The sequence below is a fragment of the Pseudomonas sp. B414 genome, assembly GCF_055408445.1.
The window spans coordinates 1-19,042 of record NZ_JBUZTQ010000044.1; the positions used below are offsets into that span (position 1 = coordinate 1).

General features: G+C 59.5%; 20 protein-coding genes. 12 read left to right on the forward strand and 8 right to left on the reverse strand.

The features are described from left to right. The first annotated feature begins 583 nt into the window (after positions 1-583). Positions 584-931, forward strand: a complete 348-nt coding sequence (locus tag ACZRMH_RS23260; RefSeq protein ID WP_464015469.1) for a DUF6124 family protein — start codon at positions 584-586, stop codon at positions 929-931. A 51-nt stretch (positions 932-982) separates the two neighbouring features. On the opposite strand, the gene ACZRMH_RS23265 is transcribed toward ACZRMH_RS23260, so the two are convergent. The 4 genes from ACZRMH_RS23265 to ACZRMH_RS23280 all read right to left on the reverse strand — a co-directional run bounded on the left by ACZRMH_RS23265 (position 983) and on the right by ACZRMH_RS23280 (position 3,580). Continuing rightward, a complete protein-coding gene (locus ACZRMH_RS23265) occupies positions 983-1,447 on the reverse strand; it encodes a hypothetical protein (RefSeq protein ID WP_464015470.1) in 465 nt (154 codons plus the stop codon). Between the two features lie 124 nt (positions 1,448-1,571). Continuing rightward, on the reverse strand, positions 1,572-1,892 hold the full coding sequence (locus tag ACZRMH_RS23270) for an addiction module antidote protein (protein WP_464015471.1): 321 nt from the start codon (positions 1,890-1,892) through the stop codon (positions 1,572-1,574). 1 nt (position 1,893) lies between these two features. Next, positions 1,894-2,187 carry a type II toxin-antitoxin system RelE/ParE family toxin gene (locus tag ACZRMH_RS23275; RefSeq protein ID WP_464015472.1) on the reverse strand — a complete coding sequence of 98 codons (294 nt, stop codon included), beginning with the start codon at positions 2,185-2,187 and terminating at the stop codon, positions 1,894-1,896. Between the two features lie 175 nt (positions 2,188-2,362). Further along, positions 2,363-3,580 (reverse strand): MFS transporter, encoded by a 1,218-nt coding sequence (locus ACZRMH_RS23280; protein ID WP_464015473.1) that lies wholly within the window; start codon positions 3,578-3,580, stop codon positions 2,363-2,365. 122 nt (positions 3,581-3,702) lie between these two features. Here ACZRMH_RS23280 and ACZRMH_RS23285 point away from each other — a divergent pair, with 122 nt between their 5' ends. Then, positions 3,703-4,152, forward strand: a complete 450-nt coding sequence (locus tag ACZRMH_RS23285) for a winged helix-turn-helix transcriptional regulator (RefSeq protein ID WP_464015474.1) — start codon at positions 3,703-3,705, stop codon at positions 4,150-4,152. A gap of 80 nt (positions 4,153-4,232) precedes the next feature. Here ACZRMH_RS23285 and ACZRMH_RS23290 read toward each other — a convergent pair whose 3' ends face one another. Genes ACZRMH_RS23290 through ACZRMH_RS23300 form a run of 3 tightly spaced genes read right to left on the reverse strand, consistent with a single transcriptional unit; the run spans position 4,233 to position 6,831 of the window. After that, positions 4,233-5,414: an acetyl-CoA C-acetyltransferase gene (locus ACZRMH_RS23290; RefSeq protein ID WP_464015475.1), complete on the reverse strand. Its 1,182-nt coding sequence runs from the start codon at positions 5,412-5,414 to the stop codon at positions 4,233-4,235. A gap of 26 nt (positions 5,415-5,440) precedes the next feature. Beyond that, positions 5,441-6,100: a CoA transferase subunit B gene (locus tag ACZRMH_RS23295; RefSeq protein ID WP_464015476.1), complete on the reverse strand. Its 660-nt coding sequence runs from the start codon at positions 6,098-6,100 to the stop codon at positions 5,441-5,443. A gap of 32 nt (positions 6,101-6,132) precedes the next feature. Next, positions 6,133-6,831 carry a CoA transferase subunit A gene (locus ACZRMH_RS23300; RefSeq protein ID WP_464015477.1) on the reverse strand — a complete coding sequence of 233 codons (699 nt, stop codon included), beginning with the start codon at positions 6,829-6,831 and terminating at the stop codon, positions 6,133-6,135. Positions 6,832-6,954: 123 nt separating this feature from the next. Between ACZRMH_RS23300 and ACZRMH_RS23305 the strand changes: the two genes are divergently transcribed. The 7 genes from ACZRMH_RS23305 (at position 6,955) to ACZRMH_RS23335 (ending at position 13,740) form a co-directional block, all read left to right on the forward strand. Then, positions 6,955-7,839: a LysR family transcriptional regulator gene (locus ACZRMH_RS23305; RefSeq protein WP_464015478.1), complete on the forward strand. Its 885-nt coding sequence runs from the start codon at positions 6,955-6,957 to the stop codon at positions 7,837-7,839. Between the two features lie 208 nt (positions 7,840-8,047). Next, complete coding sequence (locus ACZRMH_RS23310) at positions 8,048-9,028, forward strand: quinone oxidoreductase family protein (RefSeq protein ID WP_464015479.1); 981 nt, start codon at positions 8,048-8,050, stop codon at positions 9,026-9,028. A 21-nt stretch (positions 9,029-9,049) separates the two neighbouring features. Continuing rightward, positions 9,050-9,898 (forward strand): TauD/TfdA dioxygenase family protein, encoded by an 849-nt coding sequence (locus tag ACZRMH_RS23315; protein ID WP_464015480.1) that lies wholly within the window; start codon positions 9,050-9,052, stop codon positions 9,896-9,898. Positions 9,899-9,936: 38 nt separating this feature from the next. Next, positions 9,937-10,989, forward strand: a complete 1,053-nt coding sequence (locus ACZRMH_RS23320) for a beta-keto acid cleavage family enzyme (RefSeq protein ID WP_464015481.1) — start codon at positions 9,937-9,939, stop codon at positions 10,987-10,989. A gap of 89 nt (positions 10,990-11,078) precedes the next feature. After that, positions 11,079-12,404 (forward strand): MFS transporter, encoded by a 1,326-nt coding sequence (locus ACZRMH_RS23325; protein ID WP_464015482.1) that lies wholly within the window; start codon positions 11,079-11,081, stop codon positions 12,402-12,404. Beyond that, positions 12,401-12,733, forward strand: a complete 333-nt coding sequence (locus tag ACZRMH_RS23330; protein ID WP_464015483.1) for a Rieske (2Fe-2S) protein — start codon at positions 12,401-12,403, stop codon at positions 12,731-12,733. The genes ACZRMH_RS23325 and ACZRMH_RS23330 overlap by 4 nt, the downstream gene beginning before the upstream one ends. Next, entirely contained in the window at positions 12,730-13,740 is a 1,011-nt protein-coding gene (locus tag ACZRMH_RS23335) for a YeiH family protein (RefSeq protein WP_464015484.1), read from the forward strand. The genes ACZRMH_RS23330 and ACZRMH_RS23335 overlap by 4 nt, the downstream gene beginning before the upstream one ends. A gap of 56 nt (positions 13,741-13,796) precedes the next feature. Here the strand turns inward: ACZRMH_RS23335 and ACZRMH_RS23340 are convergent, their stop codons facing one another. Further along, positions 13,797-14,816, reverse strand: a complete 1,020-nt coding sequence (locus ACZRMH_RS23340; protein WP_464015485.1) for an AraC family transcriptional regulator — start codon at positions 14,814-14,816, stop codon at positions 13,797-13,799. A 242-nt stretch (positions 14,817-15,058) separates the two neighbouring features. Here ACZRMH_RS23340 and ACZRMH_RS23345 point away from each other — a divergent pair, with 242 nt between their 5' ends. The 3 genes from ACZRMH_RS23345 to ACZRMH_RS23355 all read left to right on the forward strand — a co-directional run bounded on the left by ACZRMH_RS23345 (position 15,059) and on the right by ACZRMH_RS23355 (position 18,994). Further along, positions 15,059-15,625 carry an RBBP9/YdeN family alpha/beta hydrolase gene (locus ACZRMH_RS23345; protein WP_464015486.1) on the forward strand — a complete coding sequence of 189 codons (567 nt, stop codon included), beginning with the start codon at positions 15,059-15,061 and terminating at the stop codon, positions 15,623-15,625. 108 nt (positions 15,626-15,733) lie between these two features. Next, positions 15,734-17,596 (forward strand): DUF1302 domain-containing protein, encoded by a 1,863-nt coding sequence (locus ACZRMH_RS23350; RefSeq protein ID WP_464015487.1) that lies wholly within the window; start codon positions 15,734-15,736, stop codon positions 17,594-17,596. A 39-nt stretch (positions 17,597-17,635) separates the two neighbouring features. Further along, positions 17,636-18,994 (forward strand): DUF1329 domain-containing protein, encoded by a 1,359-nt coding sequence (locus ACZRMH_RS23355; RefSeq protein WP_464015488.1) that lies wholly within the window; start codon positions 17,636-17,638, stop codon positions 18,992-18,994. Positions 18,995-19,042 lie beyond the last annotated feature (48 nt).

A 19,042-nucleotide genomic window follows, 5' to 3' on the forward strand; every position in this document is an offset into this window, starting at 1 on the left:
GTGCTGTTATGGGGGTGGCGCGGCAGGACGCCGCGCCAGCCGCGATGGGCCATGGATGGCCCGTCGCGGCGTGCCCCCATAACAGTGCCGGAGTGAGGGCACCGCCGAGCCTGGGCGAGGCGGCCGTATGGTAGGGCGAGGACTTTTTGGTTCCTTTTTGGTCCTTTAAAAAGGGACTCGCCGTAAGGGCGAAACCAATATTTCAGTTATATACAAATGCTGGATATGTACACGGCGGGTCAGTTGTTTAGCTTTTAATATCAGGCATTTCGTACGACGTTTCGCTTTCATTGTCATGAAACATCCTAGAAAATCCCGTTCGCTTGCGCCGCTTAAAATCGGGGAATAGTCTCGGCCCATCGCTGCAAATCAGCGGTCGGGTTTAGTAGCCCGGTTTACTAGGCGCAATGCGTCACCTTAACGAGCCGTTTTTTCGGGTTCTGCTTTCTGGTGGCCGTGCGCAGGGCGCCTTCGGGTGCGCCGGGTTCCTAGTACACCGGTCTACTAACCTGCGCGCGGCTGCCACCCAATCGTTTAGTAGCGATAAGTGACAGCTCCTTTTAATGTACTAGGAGTCATCACGATGAAAAAAATCATCCCCGATCCCCCCGTTTTACCCCTCGATGCTGCTGACAGTAACGACCCGTTGCTGGATCGTGCCGCCACTGATCGCGCGCTCAATTACTACCTGCAAAACCATAAGCCTGTTCGCCCAATGGGCACGGCCATGCTGGCCATCCCGCATAGTGTCAATTCAGAAGCGGCCTTGGCCCAGGCGTCAGACTTGTTGCGCTGTGCAGGTGCCTGCGCGAATGAGGCGGGGAATGGCTTGAGCGGGCCTTCGCGCGATTTAGTGTTGTCGGTCATGCACCTGGTGGAGCTGGCCAGAGGTTATGTCGACAAGTCGCTGGACACGCTGGTAACGCACTAAAGCAGCACGCGCCTGATTGGCGACAGGCGCGTCAATAGGCTTGCAGCCGGGTTACTGGCGGGCAAGTTTCAGCGTTTGGGTAAAGGTGCCGTCCGGATTGGGTTGCGAACTCATTTCTCCGGTAAACCCGGCGTATTTACCCGTGCTGCCAATAACTGCCACTACGGATATGCCGGCTTCATGTTCTTGCCCGGCAACCACAATGCTGCCTTCAGTCTTGCCATCTGCATCGGTGAAGGTCAATGTCCATTGGCACTGGCTGTGAACGGCTGGCAGGGTGTTGATGCAGTAGCCGCTGTTGTTGCCGATGTCCTGACGCTCTGCGTTCATCAGGGGCTGGTCAAAGATGAACAGATCCCCTTGTGATGGGCCGGGCGGGCCGATGTCGACAGCATTTTTGCTGCCCCGGTTGCCGTCAGCGAAGGTAATGATGGTCAGTGATTCAGGTTGACTGGCATGCGCGCCAAGGGGCAGGGCGATCAGCAGCAGGAGTAATGCTTGAGCAGAGATAATCATATACGGGCCTTTGATCCTGGTAGAGGAGGTGCAGCTTTATGAGCTGCACCGTAAAGGCTAGCGTCTGTATTTTGGCCCGACAGGGCTGATATGTGAGTGCTTGTGACAGGCGCATGCAGAGCGATCAGCGGCCTTCTTGCAAGGCTGCGGTCGGGGCCTTGGGTTGAGCTGTCGCGTGCAAATCAATACCCAGGGCGTGCATCACCTTGATCACGGTTTCAAAGCGGGGTTTGGCACCCGGCGCAAAGGCCTTGTATAAACTGGCCCGGCCAAGGCCGGTGTGATTGGCGACTGTGCCCATGCCGCGGGCTTTTGCGACGTAACCAACCGCGCGGATAAGCTCGTCGGTGTCGCCTTCGGCCAGTACTTGAGTGAGGTATTCACTGATTGCTTCGTCAGTGTCCAGCAGTTCTGCCATATCAAAGGGCAGCAGGGTCGTGGTCATGTTAGATCTCCTTTACCATTTTTTTTGCCTGACGGATGTCGGCAGGCTGTGTGGACTTGTCACCCCCGGCCAGCAAAATCACGATCGAGACGTCGCGTAGGGTGAAATACACGCGATAACCAGTCCCGATATCAATGCGCAGTTCGGATACGCAATCACCCACGGATTTGAAGTCGCCAAAGTTGCCGGCTGCCAGCCGGTCAATCCGTCGTGCGATGGCAATTCGTGCACGCATATCCCTTAGATTCAGCAGCCAATATGCAAAAGCTCTGGTTTGCTGTACTTGATGATTCATAGCCATTGTCTCCATATGGAGACAGATAGCAACTACTGTTTTGTGCTTGCATCCCTTGCTCCGATGAATGGTTGTGAGCGGCGCGATCCAGCGCATCGCCTGTCTCGGAAAAGACTAGCCAGCAGAATTCATCGCAGCCGCGCACAAATGTGAGCGGCCATGACAAGCATGCAGGTCACCAGGCTGGCAGGACCGGTGCGGATGCATAAGCCAATGTCACAGCCCAGAAGCCAAGTGCCGCAAGGCTGACTCCAGTGCCGAGCATGCATACGCCGGTCCAGCCGCAAGTCGCATAAACCGCTGTGGATGCCAGAGCCCCCAAGCCGCTGCCAATGGCATAAAACAGCATGTAGCAGCCCACGGCCCGGCTGTGCGAGCCGGATCGGGCGCGGAAAATCATGCTCTGGTTGGTGACATGCACGGCCTGTGCGCCAAGGTCGAGGATGACAATGCCGATCACCAGCCACAACATCGACCAAGGCGTCAACCACAGGGCAATCCAGGCCAGTATCAGCAACCCGAGTGACACTCCGGTGGTCCTTTGCCCCAACCCTTTATCTGCCCAGACTCCTGCGCGTGAAGCCGCCAGCGCACCCACGACGCCGACCAGGCCAAAGGTGCCGATGGTGGTATGTGTGAACTCATAGGGCGCCTGAGTCAGAAGAAACACCAGCGCACTCCAGAAAATGCCCAGCACCGCGAACACAAACAGGGCGAGCATGCCGCGGACTTGCAGTACGCGATCGTTCCTGAGCAACACAAACATCGACAGCACCAGCCTGGGATAGGCCATCGGCGCTACCGAGGGGCGCTGTGTCGGCAAGACTTTGCACAGGACCAGGGCGAGTACCGTCATCACCAGTGCCGACCCCAGATACACCCAGCGCCACCCGGCCAGATCGCAAATCACCCCGGCCACCAGCCGTGACAGCAGCAGACCGATAACAACCCCGCCTTGAACCGTACCCACCACCCGACCCCGTTCCTGCGGCGCAGATGCGGTGGCGGCGAAGGCAATCAGGCCCTGGGTCATGGCAGTACCCAGCAGCCCGACTGCCAGCATGGCCAGCAGCATGATCGCCGGCGAGCGGCTAATGCCAAGGCATAACAGCGCTGCAATCAATGCGCCTGCCTGGGCCAGCATCAAGCTTCGGCGGTTGAGTTGGTCACCCAGTGGCACGACCAGCAGCAATGCCAGGACACTGCCGATCTGTGTGGCGGTAATCATGCCTCCGGCCGCGCCCGGGTTGATGGCAAAGTCGGCAGCCACTTGATCCAGCAAGGGCTGAGCATAATAAACATTGGCCACGCTCAAACCGCTGGCGCAAGCAAACAGTGCAACCAGCCCGCGCGGGGTCGTTGCATGGCTCGGGTGATGTTGATCACTGTGCACGGGTAAACCTCTTGGCAATCCAGTCTCTAATTAAGACTAGTTCCATTCTAGGTTAGCCAGTCTTAAAATGAAACTCGTTGCCCGAAATCACCCTGATATCCCGTTCAACAAGAGGAGCCTGCATGGTCAAGCCGCTTACTGATTCAGCACCAACCTGCCCGGTGGCCCGGAGTGTGGATTTGATTGGCGATCGATGGTCATTGTTGATTGTGCGCGATGCCTTCGATGGCGTTAGGCGTTTCGGGGATTTTCAGAGTGGTCTGGGCGTGGCGCGCAGCGTGCTCACCAACCGCCTGAAGCATCTGGTGCAAACCGGTATTTTCGAAGTGCGCCCCGCATCAGATGGCACTTCGTATCAGGAGTATGTGCTGACGCCCAAAGGGCAGAGCCTGTTCCCGGTGGTCGTGGCGTTTCGCCAATGGGCCGAGCAGTATCTTTTCGAGGCCGACGAGGCGCGATCGCAACTGGTGGACACTGTCACCGGCCAGCCACTGGGCCTGATGCAGCCAGTAACTGTGCAGGGGCAGGTGATTGCCCCCGAGCAAACCCGGGTCAAAAAAAACCCGGTGTGACCGAAGTCACACCGGGAGTACTGCCAGCCAGCGCCTGGATATCGTGGATCCTCACGCTGGCTGTTTGAACGCTTTGTGCTTTAGTCGCGTTGGATGGCCAGGGCTACGCCCATACCGCCACCGATGCATAAGGTGGCGAGGCCTTTTTTCGCATCACGCTTGATCATCTCGTGCAGCAATGTCACCAGCACGCGACAGCCCGAGGCACCGATCGGGTGGCCCAGGGCAATAGCGCCGCCGTTGACGTTGACCTTGCTCATATCCCATTCCAGCTCTTTGCCCACTGCCAATGATTGTGCGGCAAAGGCTTCGTTGGCTTCGATCAGGTCCAGCTGGTCGATGTTCCAGCCAGCCTTGCTCAGGCAAGCGCGGGTGGCCGCGACCGGGCCGATGCCCATGATTGCCGGGTCGACCCCGGCGTTGGCGTAACCGGCCACGCGAGCCAGCACGGGCAGGCCCAGGGCCTTGGCCTTGTCGGCGCTCATCAGTACTACCGCAGCCGCTCCATCATTGATGGTCGAAGAGTTGCCGGCGGTGACGCTGCCGTCTTTTTTGAATGCAGGTTTGAGCTTGCCCAGGGACTCTGCGGTAATGCCAGCGCGGGGCTGTTCGTCGACTTCGAAGGACAGCGGGTCGCCTTTGCGCTGGGGGATCAGGATCGGCGTGATTTCGTCAGCGAAGCGCCCGGACTCGATCGCCGCACTGGCTTTGTGTTGCGAGGCGGCTGCAAAAGCATCCTGCTGCTCGCGGCTCAGTTGGTATTTTTCCGCCAGATTTTCGGCCGTAATGCCCATATGGTAATCATTGAAGGCGTCCATCAAACCGTCGTGCAGCAGGCTATCAATCATCTGTGCATGGCCCATGCGCAAACCGGTGCGTGCTGCGGGCAGCACGTAGGGGGCCAGGCTCATGCTTTCCATGCCACCAGCGATCACTACCTCGGCATCGCCGCAACGAATGGCCTGGGTCGCCAGGTGCAGGGCCTTGAGGCCCGAACCGCAGAGTTTGTTGAGGGTCAGTGCCGGGACTGTGTTGGGCAGACCGGCGAGGATAGATGCCTGACGTGCCGGGTTTTGCCCGCAGCCTGCGGTGAGCACCTGACCGAGGATCACCTCATCTACCTGATCACCTGTCAGGCCGGTTTGGGCCAGCAGTTGACGGATCACTGCAGCGCCAAGATCGGCTGCCGGAACAGTGGCCAGCGAACCCTGAAAGCTGCCAATCGCGGTGCGGGTGGCGGCAACAATAACGACTTCTTGCATCACATCTCTCCTGAAAAATGGGCGGCTCAAGCGAATTGCATTTCCGGGACATGGTCCGGGACGATCAACTTGCCTGCGGTCTTGCGCACGATCTCGTCAACGCTGACGCCGGGTGCGCGCTCCTTGAGAATAAAGGCGCCGTTATCGATCTCCAGATAGGCCAGGTCCGTCAGCACGCGCTTGATGCATCCTGCACCGGTCAGCGGCAGGCTGCAACGCGACAGCAATTTCGATTCGCCGTCCTTGGACGCATGGGTCATGGTGACGATGATATTGTCCGCACCGGCCACCAGATCCATCGCGCCGCCCATGCCCTTGACCAGCTTGCCGGGGATCATCCAGGAAGCGATATTGCCCTGTACGTCGACTTCGAATGCACCGAGTACGGTGAGGTCGATATGGCCGCCACGAATCATCGCGAAGGACTCGGCCGAAGAAAAAATCGATGCGCCGGTGCGGGCGGTAACGGTTTGCTTGCCGGCGTTGATCATGTCGGCATCGGCTTCACCGACCTTGGGGAAGGCACCCATGCCGAGCAGGCCGTTTTCCGATTGCAGCATGACTTCCATGCCTTCGGGGATGTAGTTGGCGACCAGGGTCGGGATACCGATGCCCAGGTTTACATAAAAGCCGTCCTGCATTTCGCGGGCGACACGCTGAGCCATTTGTTCGCGGGAAAGAGCCATGTAAGTTCTCCGTCAGAGCTGGGGGAAGGGGATCAGGCGCGCTCGGTGAGCTGTTCGATACGTTTTTCAAACGTGCCGCAAATGATCCGGTCGACGTAGATGCCAGGGGTGTGGATCTGCGTCGGGTCCAGCTCGCCGGGTTCGACGATTTCTTCGACTTCTACCACGGTGATCTTGCCGGCGGTGGCAGCCAGCGGGTTGAAGTTCTGCGCGGTGTGGCGATAGATCACATTGCCGAAGCGATCAGCCTTCCAGCCTTTGACAATCGCGAAGTCGCCGGTGATGGACTCTTCCATCAGATAGGCACGGCCCTTGAACTCGCGGGTTTCCTTGCCGTCGGCCACCGGTGTGCCAACCCCGGTAGCAGTGAAAAACGCCGGGATACCGGCACCGCCGGCGCGCATTTTTTCAGCCAGGGTACCTTGCGGGGTCAGTTCAACTTCGATTTCGCCGCTCAACAATTGCTTCTCGAACAGGGCGTTTTCGCCCACATAAGAAGCGATCACCTTGCTGATCTGGCGGTCCTCCAGCAGTACGCCAAGGCCGAAACCGTCAACGCCGCAGTTGTTGGATACTACGGTGAGGTCGCGAATGCCCTGGCGCTTGATCTCGTTGATCAGGTTCTCCGGGATGCCGCACAGGCCAAATCCGCCGGCAATCACGGTCATGCCGTCCTTGAGCCCGGCCAGGGCCTCTTCGTAGGTCGCCACGCACTTGTCGAAACCAGCCATATGCACCTCTTTTATTATTTATGGGCTATGGCAGGGAGTGTTACTGCGTAAGATTGATTTGTTAAGTTGATTTTTAAGGTGGATTAATAGATAAAACAAATCAATCGCTGTGAGGCTCAGCACATGACCGTAAAACAGATCCGCGCTTTTCTCGCCGTGGCCCAAAGCCTGAGTTTTGCCGTGGCTTGCGAGCGCCTGCATTTATCGCAGTCGGCCCTGAGCCTGACCATCAAGGCCCTGGAAGAAGGCCTTGGCGGGCGCCTGTTCAGCCGCACCACGCGCAATGTGGCGCTTACCCCCGAAGGCGAATCGCTGCTGCCACTGGCCCGGCGCCTGATCGCCGAATGGGACAACGCCGAAGATGAGATGCGCCAGCGCTTCACCCTGCAACGCGGGCGCGTGACCCTGGCGGCCATCCCGTCGTTTTCGGGCAATCTGCTGCCCTCGATCCTGAAGAATTTCCGCGTGCGTTACCCCAAGGTCAATGTCACGGTCAACGACGTGATCAATGAGCAGGTGCTGGAGATGGTTCGCGATCGGCAAGTGGAACTGGGTGTGGCTTTCGAACCTGCGCCCGGTTCTTCGTTGACGTTCACCCCCTTGTATCTGGACCGTTTTGTCGCCGTGGTGCCGCGTGATTCCGAACTGGCCGGGCGCACCCTGATTGACTGGCAAACCTTGCTGCAACAACCCTTTATTACCCTGCAACGGCCTTCCGCCGTACGGGTGCTGCTGGAAGAACACTTGCAGGCGCGGCAGATGAAGTTGCCGGTGGAATTTGAAAGTCATCAACTCGCTACGGTGGGGCGCATGGTCGCCCGCGGCTTGGGTGTGAGCGTGGTCCCGGCCTTGTGCGCGGAGCAGATGCGCGAACTCGGCGCATGCTGCATCACCCTGCATGAGCCGGTGGTTGAGCGGGCCATAGGCGTGTTGACCAAGCCGGGTCATGAGCTGTCTGCGGCGGCCCAGGCGATGTTTGACACCTTGCTGGATGAGTGGCGTGTTTAGCCGCGCTAACGGGCAGGGTGACAGCGTTTCGCGCAGCTGCCGAACGTAGCTTCGCTCTACTCGTCAATGGCTACAGGGTGGGGTCGAGTGTCATGAAAAGAGAAGGCGCTGTCGTCTGATGAGAAGCGCCTTGCTCAGCCGTTGTTTACATTCCAGTCATCGTATAGCGCCGCTGTGCGCTTAGAACGCTGATTGGAGAACTAACAGCATGGCCCAAGTCGTACGTTTTTATGAAACCGGTGGCCCCGAGGTGCTTCGCTTTGAGGAAGTGCAAGTGGGCGAACCGGGCCCGGGTGAGGTCAAGCTGCGGCATGTCGCCGTCGGCCTTAATTACGCCGATACCTATTTTCGCAATGGCACCTATCCGATCCCGATGCCCAACGGCATGGGCGTTGAAGCCGCCGGTATCGTCACCGCCGTAGGCGAGGGCGTTACCAACGTGGTCGTCGGCGATCGCGTTACCTACACCGGTTTTCTCAACACCCTGGGTGCCTATAGCACCGAGCGCCTGATCTCGGCCGCGCCCTTGATCAAACTGCCGGAAAGCATCTCTTTCGAAACCGCAGCCGCCATGACCATGCGCGGGCTGACGTCTGCTTACCTGATGCGCCGCATCTATGACTTCAAGGCCGGGGACAGCATCCTGCTGCACGCTGCAGCCGGTGGCGTCGGTTTGATCGTTTCGCAGTGGGCCAGGCTGCTGGGACTAAAGGTAATCGGCACCGTGTCCAGCGATGCCAAAGGCGAGGTGGCGCGTGCCCATGGTTGCGACCATGTAATCAATTACAGCCACGAGGATGTCGCCAGCCGCGTGCGCGAGCTGACCGACAATGTGGGTGTCAATGTGGTGTTCGACAGTGTTGGCCAGTCCACCTTTATGGGCTCGCTGGATTCGCTCAAACGTCGTGGTCTGATGGTTTGCGTGGGCACGGCTTCCGGCCCGATTCCGGTCTTCAACCCGGCATTGCTGGCGATGAAGGGCTCGCTGTTCATGACCCGTCCGGCACTGGCCGACTATATCGCTGACCCGGCCGAGAAGGCCGACCTGGCCGGTGAGTTGTTCGACCTGGTGGGAAGCGGCCGGATCAAGATTGAAATCAACCAGCACTACAGCTTGCAGGATGCCGTCCAGGCCCACCGTGACCTGGAATCGCGCAAGACCACAGGCTCGTCGATCTTCGTCATCTAAGGATCAGGGAGGTTATTCGTCATGCAAGTCGAACAACTTACCTGTCACATTGGCGCCGAACTGAGCGGGGTGAAGCTGGCCGATGCCGTTCACGATGCGGGCCTGTTTGCCGAGATTCGAGCCCAATTGCTCAAGCATCGCGTGTTGTTCCTCAGAGACCAGGACATCAGCCGTGCCGATCATGCGGCCTTTGCCCGGCGCTTCGGTGAGCTGGAGGACCATCCTGTGGTGGGTAGCCACCCGGATCACCCAGGGCTGGTGCAGATCTACAAGAATCCGGCCAGCCCGGTGGACCGTTACGAAAACAGCTGGCACACCGACGCCACCTGGCGCGAGGCGCCACCCATGGGTTGCGTGCTGCGCTGCGTCGAGTGCCCGCCTGTGGGCGGCGATACCATGTGGGCCAATATGGTGGTGGCTTACGAGCGTTTGCCACACGACGTGAAAGCGAAGATTGAAGGCTTGCGCGCACGCCACAGCATCGAAGCCACTTTCGGTGCGGCCATGCCTGTCGAAAAGCGTCTGGCGCTCAAGGCTCAGTACCCGGATGCCGAGCACCCGGTGGTGCGTATCCACCCGGAAACCGGTGAGCAGGTGCTGTTCGTCAATGGTTTTACCACCCACTTCAGCAACTACCACACCGCCGAGCGCGTGCGTTATGGCCAGGACTTCAGCCACGGCGGGTCCGAGCTGCTGCGCTACCTGATCAGCCAGGCGAGCATTCCGGAATACCAGGTGCGCTGGCGCTGGAAGCCCAACAGCATCGCCATCTGGGACAACCGCAGTACCCAGCATTACGCCGTGATGGATTACCCCGCCTGCCATCGAAAAATGGAACGCGCCGGCATCATGGGCGAGAAAACTTACTAAGCGATCCCAGGCCAAACAACAATAAAAAGGACACTGACATGCAATTTTTTGACGACTCCCTGCACCCGGAAAACATGCAAAAGGTGGTGATTACCGTCGCCCCGTACGCCCCCGAGTGGATGCCCGCAGACTTCCCGCAAGATATCCCGGTGACCATGGATGAGCAGGTACAAAAGGCTGTTGACTGCTATGAAGCAGGCGCCACCGTACTGCACTTGCATGTGCGTGAGCTCGACGGCAAGGGTTCCAAGCGTCTGTCCAAGTTCAACGAACTGATCGGCGGTGTGCGTGAGGCGGTGCCGGACATGATTATTCAGGTAGGTGGTTCGATTTCCTTCGCCCCGGAAAGTGACGGCGAAGCGGCACTGTGGCTGTCCGATGACACCCGGCACATGTTGGCGGAGCTGTCGCCCAAGCCGGATCAGGTCACCGTGGCGATCAACACCACGCAAATGAACATCATGGAGTTGCTGTACCCGGAATATCGCGAAGGTACCTCGTTGGCCGACCCGTTGTATGAAGCCGCTTATAGCGAGATGACCGTGCCCGCTGGCCCGGCCTGGGTTACCGAACACCTTAAACGTTTGCAGGCTAACAATATCCAGCCGCATTTCCAGCTGACCGGCATTCATGCTTGGGAAACCCTGGAACGCATGGTGCGCAAGGGACTCTACAAGGGCCCGCTGAACCTGACCTGGATCGGTATCGGCGGCGGTTTCGACGGCCCCAACCCGTACAACCTGTTCAACTTTATCAACCGTGTACCGGACGGTTGCACGCTCACCACTGAGTCGCTGATCAAGAACATGCTGCCGCTCAATACCATCGGCCTGGCCATGGGGCTGCACCCGCGAGTGGGCACCGAAGACACCATTATCGACCAGCACGGCAAACGCTTTACCAGCGTGCAGCAGATCCAGCAAACGGTGCGCATCGCCCATGAACTGGGGCGTGAGATTGCCAGCGGCAAAGAGGCTCGCGATATCTACCGTATCGGCGTGCAGTACGACACGGCCGAGCAAACCCTGCTGGCCAACGGCATGGCGCCCAACCGCAAGCCGGGCCAGAAAGGTGTGCCGCGCCGCGGTTGATATGAAAGGGCGCAGCAGGCCACAGGCTTGCTGCGCCGGCAGGTCCCAAAACAACAATAAAAACAGGTGCACGACACCGAGGAGGCTGCATGGCCTATCACCACAGCGCTGTGGGCGATGAAGAAGACACGTCGGCCGGTATCCCGCGCCGATACGCCTGGATTGTATTCGCGTTGACCTTTGGCTTGTTGATTTCCGATTACATGTCCCGCCAGGTCCTCAATGCCGTATTCCCGACGCTAAAAAGCGAATGGGCATTGAGCGACAGCCAACTGGGTCTGCTCAGTGGCATTGTTGCCCTGATGGTAGGCCTTCTGACCTTTCCCTTGTCGTTGATGGCTGACCGCTTTGGCCGGGTCAAAAGCCTGGCATTGATGGCGATGCTGTGGAGCCTGGCGACCCTGGGCTGCGCCCTGGCAGAAAACTACCAGCACATGCTGATTGCCCGCTTTATGGTCGGTGTCGGTGAGGCGGCGTACGGCAGTGTCGGCATCGCCGTGGTGGTGTCGGTGTTCCCTAAAAGCATGCGTGCCACTCTGGCCAGTGCCTTTATGGCAGGCGGCCTGTTTGGTTCGGTGCTGGGCATCGCTCTGGGCGGGGCAATCGCCGCCAAACTGGGCTGGCGCTGGTCGTTTGCGAGCATGGCGTTGTTCGGCCTGGTGCTGGCAGCGCTTTATCCGCTGATCGTCAAGGAAGCCCGTATCGCCCCACAACGTCTGGTCAGGGCCAACAGCAAAGCCGCGCTCAAGCGGCCGCTGCGAACCTTGTACAGCACCCGCTCGGTGGTTGGCGCCTATTTGGGCAGCGGCTTGCAGATGTTTGTGACCGGCACCCTGATCGTATGGATGCCCAGTTACCTGAATCGCTATTACGCGATGGGCGAAGCCAGGGCGGGCAGCGTGGCGGCGATCATGGTGCTGTGTTGTGGTGCCGGGGCCATTTTGTGCGGCATGCTCAGTGACCGCCTGTGTCGTCAGTCGCCGTTGCGCAAAATTGAGATATCCATTGCTTATTGCCTGGGCAGTTGCCTGTTGTTGTCGCTGGCCTTGATGCTGCCCGCCGGGCTTGCCCAACTGGTTCTGATCGGTATGGGCATGCTGCTGGTCGCGGGTACCAATGGTACGGCCGCTGCCATGGTTGCCAATTTGACGCATTACTCGGTCCACGGCACCGCGTTCGCCACTCTCACACTGGTCAATAACCTCCTTGGCCTGGCCCCGGGGCCCTTTATCACGGGGCGTTTGTCCGACCTTGTGGGGTTGCACGGGGCCTTGCAATGGCTGGTGCTGATGAGCATCGCGGCGGCAGTCGTATTCTTTTATACCCGCCATTACTACCTCAACGACATTGCCCGCTCCAAGGGCGACGAGGTCGCTGAAGCAGCCTGCAAACCGGCTTGCGAGGTGCTGTCATGACTGCACTTGTGCGGCTTGCCGTGCCTGGCGAAAAAGTACCTGCGCCGGGGATGCGCATGCTGTTCGAGGCGGCGGGCCACAGCCTGGCGCTGTTCAATGTTGGCGGTCAGCTCTACGTCATTGACGACAGTTGCCCCCATCAGGGTTCATCGCTATGCGGTGGCCGCCTTGAGGGCCGGGTGATCCAGTGCTGCGCCCACGGCCTGCGCTTTGATCTGGCCAGCGGCTACCTGCTCAACTCCACGAGCCTGAAAGTCGCCAACTACCCGACCGAGGTAGTAGACGGCCAGGTATTTATAGTTATTGCCGCCAAGGAACTTGTCGTATGAGTGTTATTGCACTGGCTGGCGCGCAAGGCCGTGTACGCGAGCTGGCCCCCGGTTTTATCGTCAGCCTGATCGTCGCCGCTGCTGCCAGTTTTCTTTCGGAGCACTACGCTGCGCCAGTCATGCTGTTTGCCCTGTTGCTGGGCATGGCGCTGAACTTTCTCGCAGAAGATGGCACCTGCAAGGCCGGTATCGAGTTCACTTCGCGCACCGTATTGCGTATCGGTGTGGCACTGCTGGGGATGCGCATCACCCTGGAGCAGATCGCCGCGCTGGGCTGGAAACCCGTGGCACTGGTGGTGACGCTGGTGCTGGTGACCATTGTGGTGTCGGTTGTGGCCGCCAGGGCCATGGGTTTTCAGCGCCTGTTCGGCATGCTCACCGGCGGCGCCACTGCGATCTGCGGAGCTTCTGCGGCATTGGCGCTGGCAGCGGCCTTGCCCAATCATCCGCAGAAAGAGCGGGCTACATTGTTTACCGTCATAGGCGTATCGGCATTGTCGACCATGGCGATGATTGTCTATCCGATGATTGCCGACTGGCTGGAACTTTCACCCCGGCAATCCGGGGTGTTTCTGGGCGCGACCATTCACGACGTTGCCCAGGTGGTGGGTGCCGGCTACAGCATGTCCACCGAAACCGGCGATACGGCGACCGTGGTCAAGCTGATGCGCGTGGCCATGCTGCTGCCGGTGATTGTTTGCGCGGCGATGATTACCCGTATGCAGGGCGCCGATCCAACAGGCAAACGGCCGCCATTGCTGCCCTGGTTTGCGGTCGGGTTTTTGCTACTGGCGTGCATCAACAGTACCGGGTGGGTGGCTCCAGTGGTGCAGGGTTTTACCAATGAGCTGTCACGCTGGTGCCTGGTAGTTGCGATCAGTGCCCTGGGCATGAAAACCCGGCTTAAGGAGCTGGCGGCGGTGGGGCTCAAACCCATACTGCTGATGCTGGGTGAGACGGTGTTTCTTGTGTTACTGGTGCTGTTGTTGATGCGCTGGGGCCTGTAAACGGCTGCTCCCTTTGCGCTCGCCCGGGTCACCGGCGGGCGTTTTTTTGTTTGTGTTCAGTTGTCTTTGCGCGTAGCTATCTTGTGTTCGCTGCGCCAGGCCGCAGGTGGCATGTCGAACTGGGAAATAAACCAGCGGGTGAAGGAGCTGGGCATCGAGTAGCCCAGCATGTCGGTAATACGCCCCAGGGAATAGCCGGGGTTTTCCAGGTAGCGAATCACCAGGTCGCGGCGCACGCTGTTGATCAACTCACTGAAACTGGCGCCGTCGTCCACCAGGCGACGTTGCAGGGTGCGCACGTTCATGCCCTGGCTTTGCGCGATCTGTTCGATGGTGGCGCGGCCCATGGGCAGTAGCAGGTAAATCGACTTGCGTACGTCGAACGCCAGCGAGACGTTGTTTTTGCCCTGCAGTGAGTCCAGGTAGCGCTGCGCGTGCCGGGCCATGGCCTCATTGGCCAGCGGGTTGGCGGTGTCGAGGTTGGTGGCGGGGCAGACGATGCCGTTGAACTCGCAGCCAAACTCCACTTTGCAGCCGAAGATGCGTCGATGCACGCTCGCATCGCTCGGCGCTTCATGGGTAAAGCACACATTCACCGGGCTCCAGTGCGCACCGAGCAGGGCGGCACAAAAGCGATGCATGACCGCAATCGCCAGTTCGATGGCCTGGCGGTTGCTGGTAGCGACTTCGGTGATCAGCTCTTCACGAATGATCACGGTCTTGCCGGTTTCTTCAATAAAAATCGCCAGCGAGTCATTGAGCAAGTGGCGGTATTGCACGATCACTTGCAGGGCATCGCGCAGGTTGTTCTGGTGGCTTAGCAGCAGGCTCACTTCGCCAAAATCCGACAAGTGCCGCAACTCGGCCATGCGCAGGCCGAAGGTTTCACAGCCGCTCTGTTGCGCGGAGTGTTCGAGCAATGCAACAGCCGCACTGGCAGGGATGCGCTGTTTGGGATCGCTGATGGTCGCAGGGCTCAAGCCCACGTCAGCCAGCAGGGTGTTGACGTTCAGCCGCAAATGGCGAGCCACTTCCAGGTAGTTGGTCAGTGCAGCGGATCGGGCTAGAACGGTCATGGCGTGTATGTCTTCCCTTGGCTAACAAAAGAGCTCTCACCAGCGCTACTGCCGCGCATTTATAGAGGTTTGGTCGTGCATTGAAAAGTACCCGCAAGCAAACCGGCAACCCGATCCGCCCCCTTTGTCACCAAAAGAGAAGTGGCTGACGCTAAATGTGAAGCGCAGATGGGCTGTCGAAATCTACTGTGCAGTCAGCAGGGTTCGCAGTGTTGGCGAACGGTTCGACGGGCTGTTCAAGGGTGAATGGATCAATGAGTGAAACGACGGTTTTGATGGTGCCGGGCTTGCGTGATCACGTACCGCAACATTGGCAGACACTGCTGCAAGCGCGGCTGGGCAAGGTTCGTTCAGTGCCGCCCCTGGAGCACAACAAGCTCAGCCTTACAGCCCGGGTGGACGCCATCCAGCGCGAACTGCAAAGCATCACCGGCCCGGTGATTGTGGTGGCTCACAGTGCCGGGGTGCTGATGGTCGCGCACTGGGCAGCCCGGTATCAGCGTCCGGTCAAGGGCGCCTTGCTGGCGGCACCGCCGGACCTCAAGGCCAACTGGCCAGAAGGCTATCCGCCCCCGCACAGCCTGCGCGCCAATGGCTGGGACCCGCTGCCCGAGGGCGCCTTGCCATTTCCCTCGATTGTCGCGGCCAGTACCAATGACCACCTTGCCAGTCTGCAAGCCGTCACGGAGATGGCCCGTGGCTGGGGCAGTGAACTGGTCAACCTCGGCGCTGTGGGCCATCTCAACCCGGCCGCCGGTTACGGCGACTGGCCGCAGGCCGACGAGTTTATCCGCACCCTGGATCGCTAGTTTCAGCTTCTGAAAAAACCGCCGCACCTATGCTCCCCCCGTGTCAGGACCGGGTGTGAGCCGTTGTTAAAACCAAAAAACAAAAACAAGAAAAACGGAGACAACGCAATGCACAACACTACAGGTCGCAGCCTGCTGGGCAGCGCCATGCTGCTCGCTTGCATGCCCGCTGCTTATGCTTTTGAACTCACCGACGGAACTGAAGACTGGGCCGTACGTTTTGATAACACACTCAAGGCCAGCTACGGGCAGCGGGTTGAAAAGCAGAACTCGAAAATTGCCAGCACCGCTAACCTCAATGACGGCGACAAAAACTTCAGTGTCGGCAGCGCTGTCACCCAGCGCGTCGATTTGCTCACTGAATTGGATGTGGTCTACCAGGGCAGCATGGGCTTTCGGGTCAGCGGCGCGAGCTGGTACGACCATGCCTATGACCATGTGGGCTCCAGCTCCAATCCTTTTCCGGGGCAGGCGGGCAATGCCGGAAATCTGGTGGCGGCGCGGCCAGCGGCAGGCGGTGCGATTCAGCCCGGCGACTCGCTCAATGGCCACACGGCTCGCAAGCATGGCCTGAGCAATTACACCGACCGCTACTACAACGGCCCGTCCGGTGAGATTCTGGATGCCTTTGTGTTTTACAGCACCGAAATAGGTGAGCAGTCGATGCTCAGTGCCAAGCTGGGCAGGCACAACGTTTACTGGGGCGAGACTCTGTTCAACGCCGCCAACGGTATCAACTACGGCCAGTCGGCCCTTGATCTGGCCAAGCTGTACAACGTGCCCGGCACCGAAACCAAGGAGCTGTTCCTGCCACGCAACCAGCTCTCGGTGGCCTTTACGGTCAACCCGGAACTGACTCTGGGCGCGCAATATTTTCTGCAGTTTCAGAACTCGCGCCTGCCCGAAGGCGGCACCTATATGGGCGGCTACGACATGCTGGGCGAGGGTGCTGACCTGTTCTGGTTGCCGGTCCCCGGCTTGCTGGGCGGTGCCGGGGCCTACTACGGCGCACCCCGTGGTCATGATGTGAAACCCCACAACTCCGGTGATTTCGGCTTGATGGCCAAGTGGAGCCCGGAGTGGCTCGATGGCACCCTGGGTTTCTACTATCGCAATACCTCGGACACCATGCCGGCAGTGCTGATCAATGCGCCCAATTTGCACCTGCCGGGCCTGGCCGGTCTGCAGGGCGCCGAGTACATGACCGCGTATGCCGACGACATCGATATCTATGGCATCAGCCTGTCCAAAAGCGTGGGTCCGGTCAGCGTGGGCCTGGACCTGAACTACCGCGAAAACATGCCGCTGATGAGCAACTTCAGCACCGTCAACGCGACGCTGGATGCCCAGGCGGGAGCAGGGCTGATCAATGGCGCCAACTTGATTGCCGGTGTGCCCGGCAAGGGTGACACCGGGCTGGCCCGGGGCAAGACCTTGCATGTGGTGCTCAATGGCCTGGTGAGCTTTGGCAAGACGCCATTCTGGGATTCCTCCGCGCTGGCCGTTGAAGGCGCCATGATCCATCTGGTCAGCGTCGACAAGGGCAAGCAGACCTTCAAGGGCGACAGCAGCTACCGCGGTGTGGACAAGGTCGACACCAATGCCTGGACCCTGGCAGTCAACCTGACCCCGACCTGGTTCCAGGTGTTCCCGGGTGTCGACATGTTTATGCCGCTGGCCTGGAACATGGGTATCAAGGGCAACTCGGCGGTGCAGCTGGGCGGCAATGAAAACGCTGGCAGTTACTCCATCGGTGTCGCGGCGGACATCTATCAGAAGTACAAACTCGACCTCAAATACGTCGATGCCTTTGGCCCTTTCGATACCTGCGAAACCGGCTTTGACAACAATACCCCCGGGGCCAACGGCCTGTACCAGTGCATTCCCGGCCAGATCACCTCACAGGCCGGTCTGTCACCGCTGTTGAAAGACCGCGGGATGGTCACGGCTTCATTCAAGACCACCTTCTGATCGACGCTCGAATTATAAAAACAACTGGAGAGTATTCAGATGAACCTTCTATACAGCGTACTGGCAGCGTCCCTCGCTGCGGTGATTGGTGCTCAGGCCCAGGCGGCCGTTTCGCCCCAGGATGCGACAAAGCTGGGCGCCAGCCTGACCGGCGTGGGCGCCGAGATGGCGGCCAATGCCGATGGCTCGATCCCGGCCTACAGTGGCGGCCTGACCACCCCGCCTGCGAGTTTCAAGGCGGGTGAAAGCATGCGCCCGGACCCCTTTGTCGATGAAAAGCCGCTGTGGGTGATCGATGGCAAAAACGTCGACCAGTACAAAGGGCTGCTGACCGCCACCACGGTGGAGCTGGCCAGACGTTACCCGACTTACCGCATCGATGTGTACCCGACCCATCGCACGGTGTCCTTGCCCGCGGCGGTACTGGACAACAGCCGCAAAAACGCCACCGATGCCAAGGCCCTTAACGGCGGCCTATCGATCGATAACGTACTGCCCGGCGTGCCGTTTCCGATTCCGCAATCGGGCAACGAGGCCATGTGGAACCATCTACTGCGCTATCTGGGCACCAATTTCACTGCCAAGTACGACTCATGGAACGTAGACGCTGCGGGCGTGCCAACCCTGTCCACTACGGCAATGGCATTCATGAACTACCCGATCTACGAAAGCATGTCGAAGCCGGTGGCCAGCAGCGATATTTTTTACCAGATGAAGCTTTACTACACCGGGCCTGCACGTCGTGCAGGCGAGGCGATCATGCTCAAGGACTCGGCCGACCCGCTGGCCCAGCCGCGCAAGGCCTGGCAATACCTGCCGGGGCAGCGTCGGGTCAAGCTGGCGCCGGACCTGGCCTATGACACGCCCAACCCCGGGACTGCCGGGGCCAACACTTACGATGACACGTTTGTGTTCAACGGTGCGCTGGATCGCTACGACTGGAAGCTGGTGGGCAAGCAGGAAATGATCGTGCCCTACAACACCTACAAGCTGACCTATGCCAACCAGGCCAAAGCGTTGATCACCCCCAACCATCTTGCCCCCGATTATGTGCGCTGGGAGAAGCACCGCGTCTGGGTAGTGGAAGCCACGCTCAAGCCCGGTGCGCGGCATATCTACCACAAGCGCCGGTTCTACCTGGATGAAGACAGCTGGATCGCCCTGGCCTCCGATCAATATGACGCCAGTGGCAAGCTTTACCGTGGAGCCTTCACCTTCCTTAGCCAGAGCTACGACAAGCAGACCCCCGACACCACGCCGTTCATGATCTACGACCTGGTGGGCGGCAACTACAACATCAACGGCATTGTCGGCCCGTACGGCGGCATCAAGTACATCGAGACCCTGTCCAAAGTGCAGTGGGCACCGGACGCCCTGGCCGGTGCCGGGATTCGCTAAGTGACCGACTCGCACGCCGGGATGCACTTAGCGGTAACCCGGCGTCGT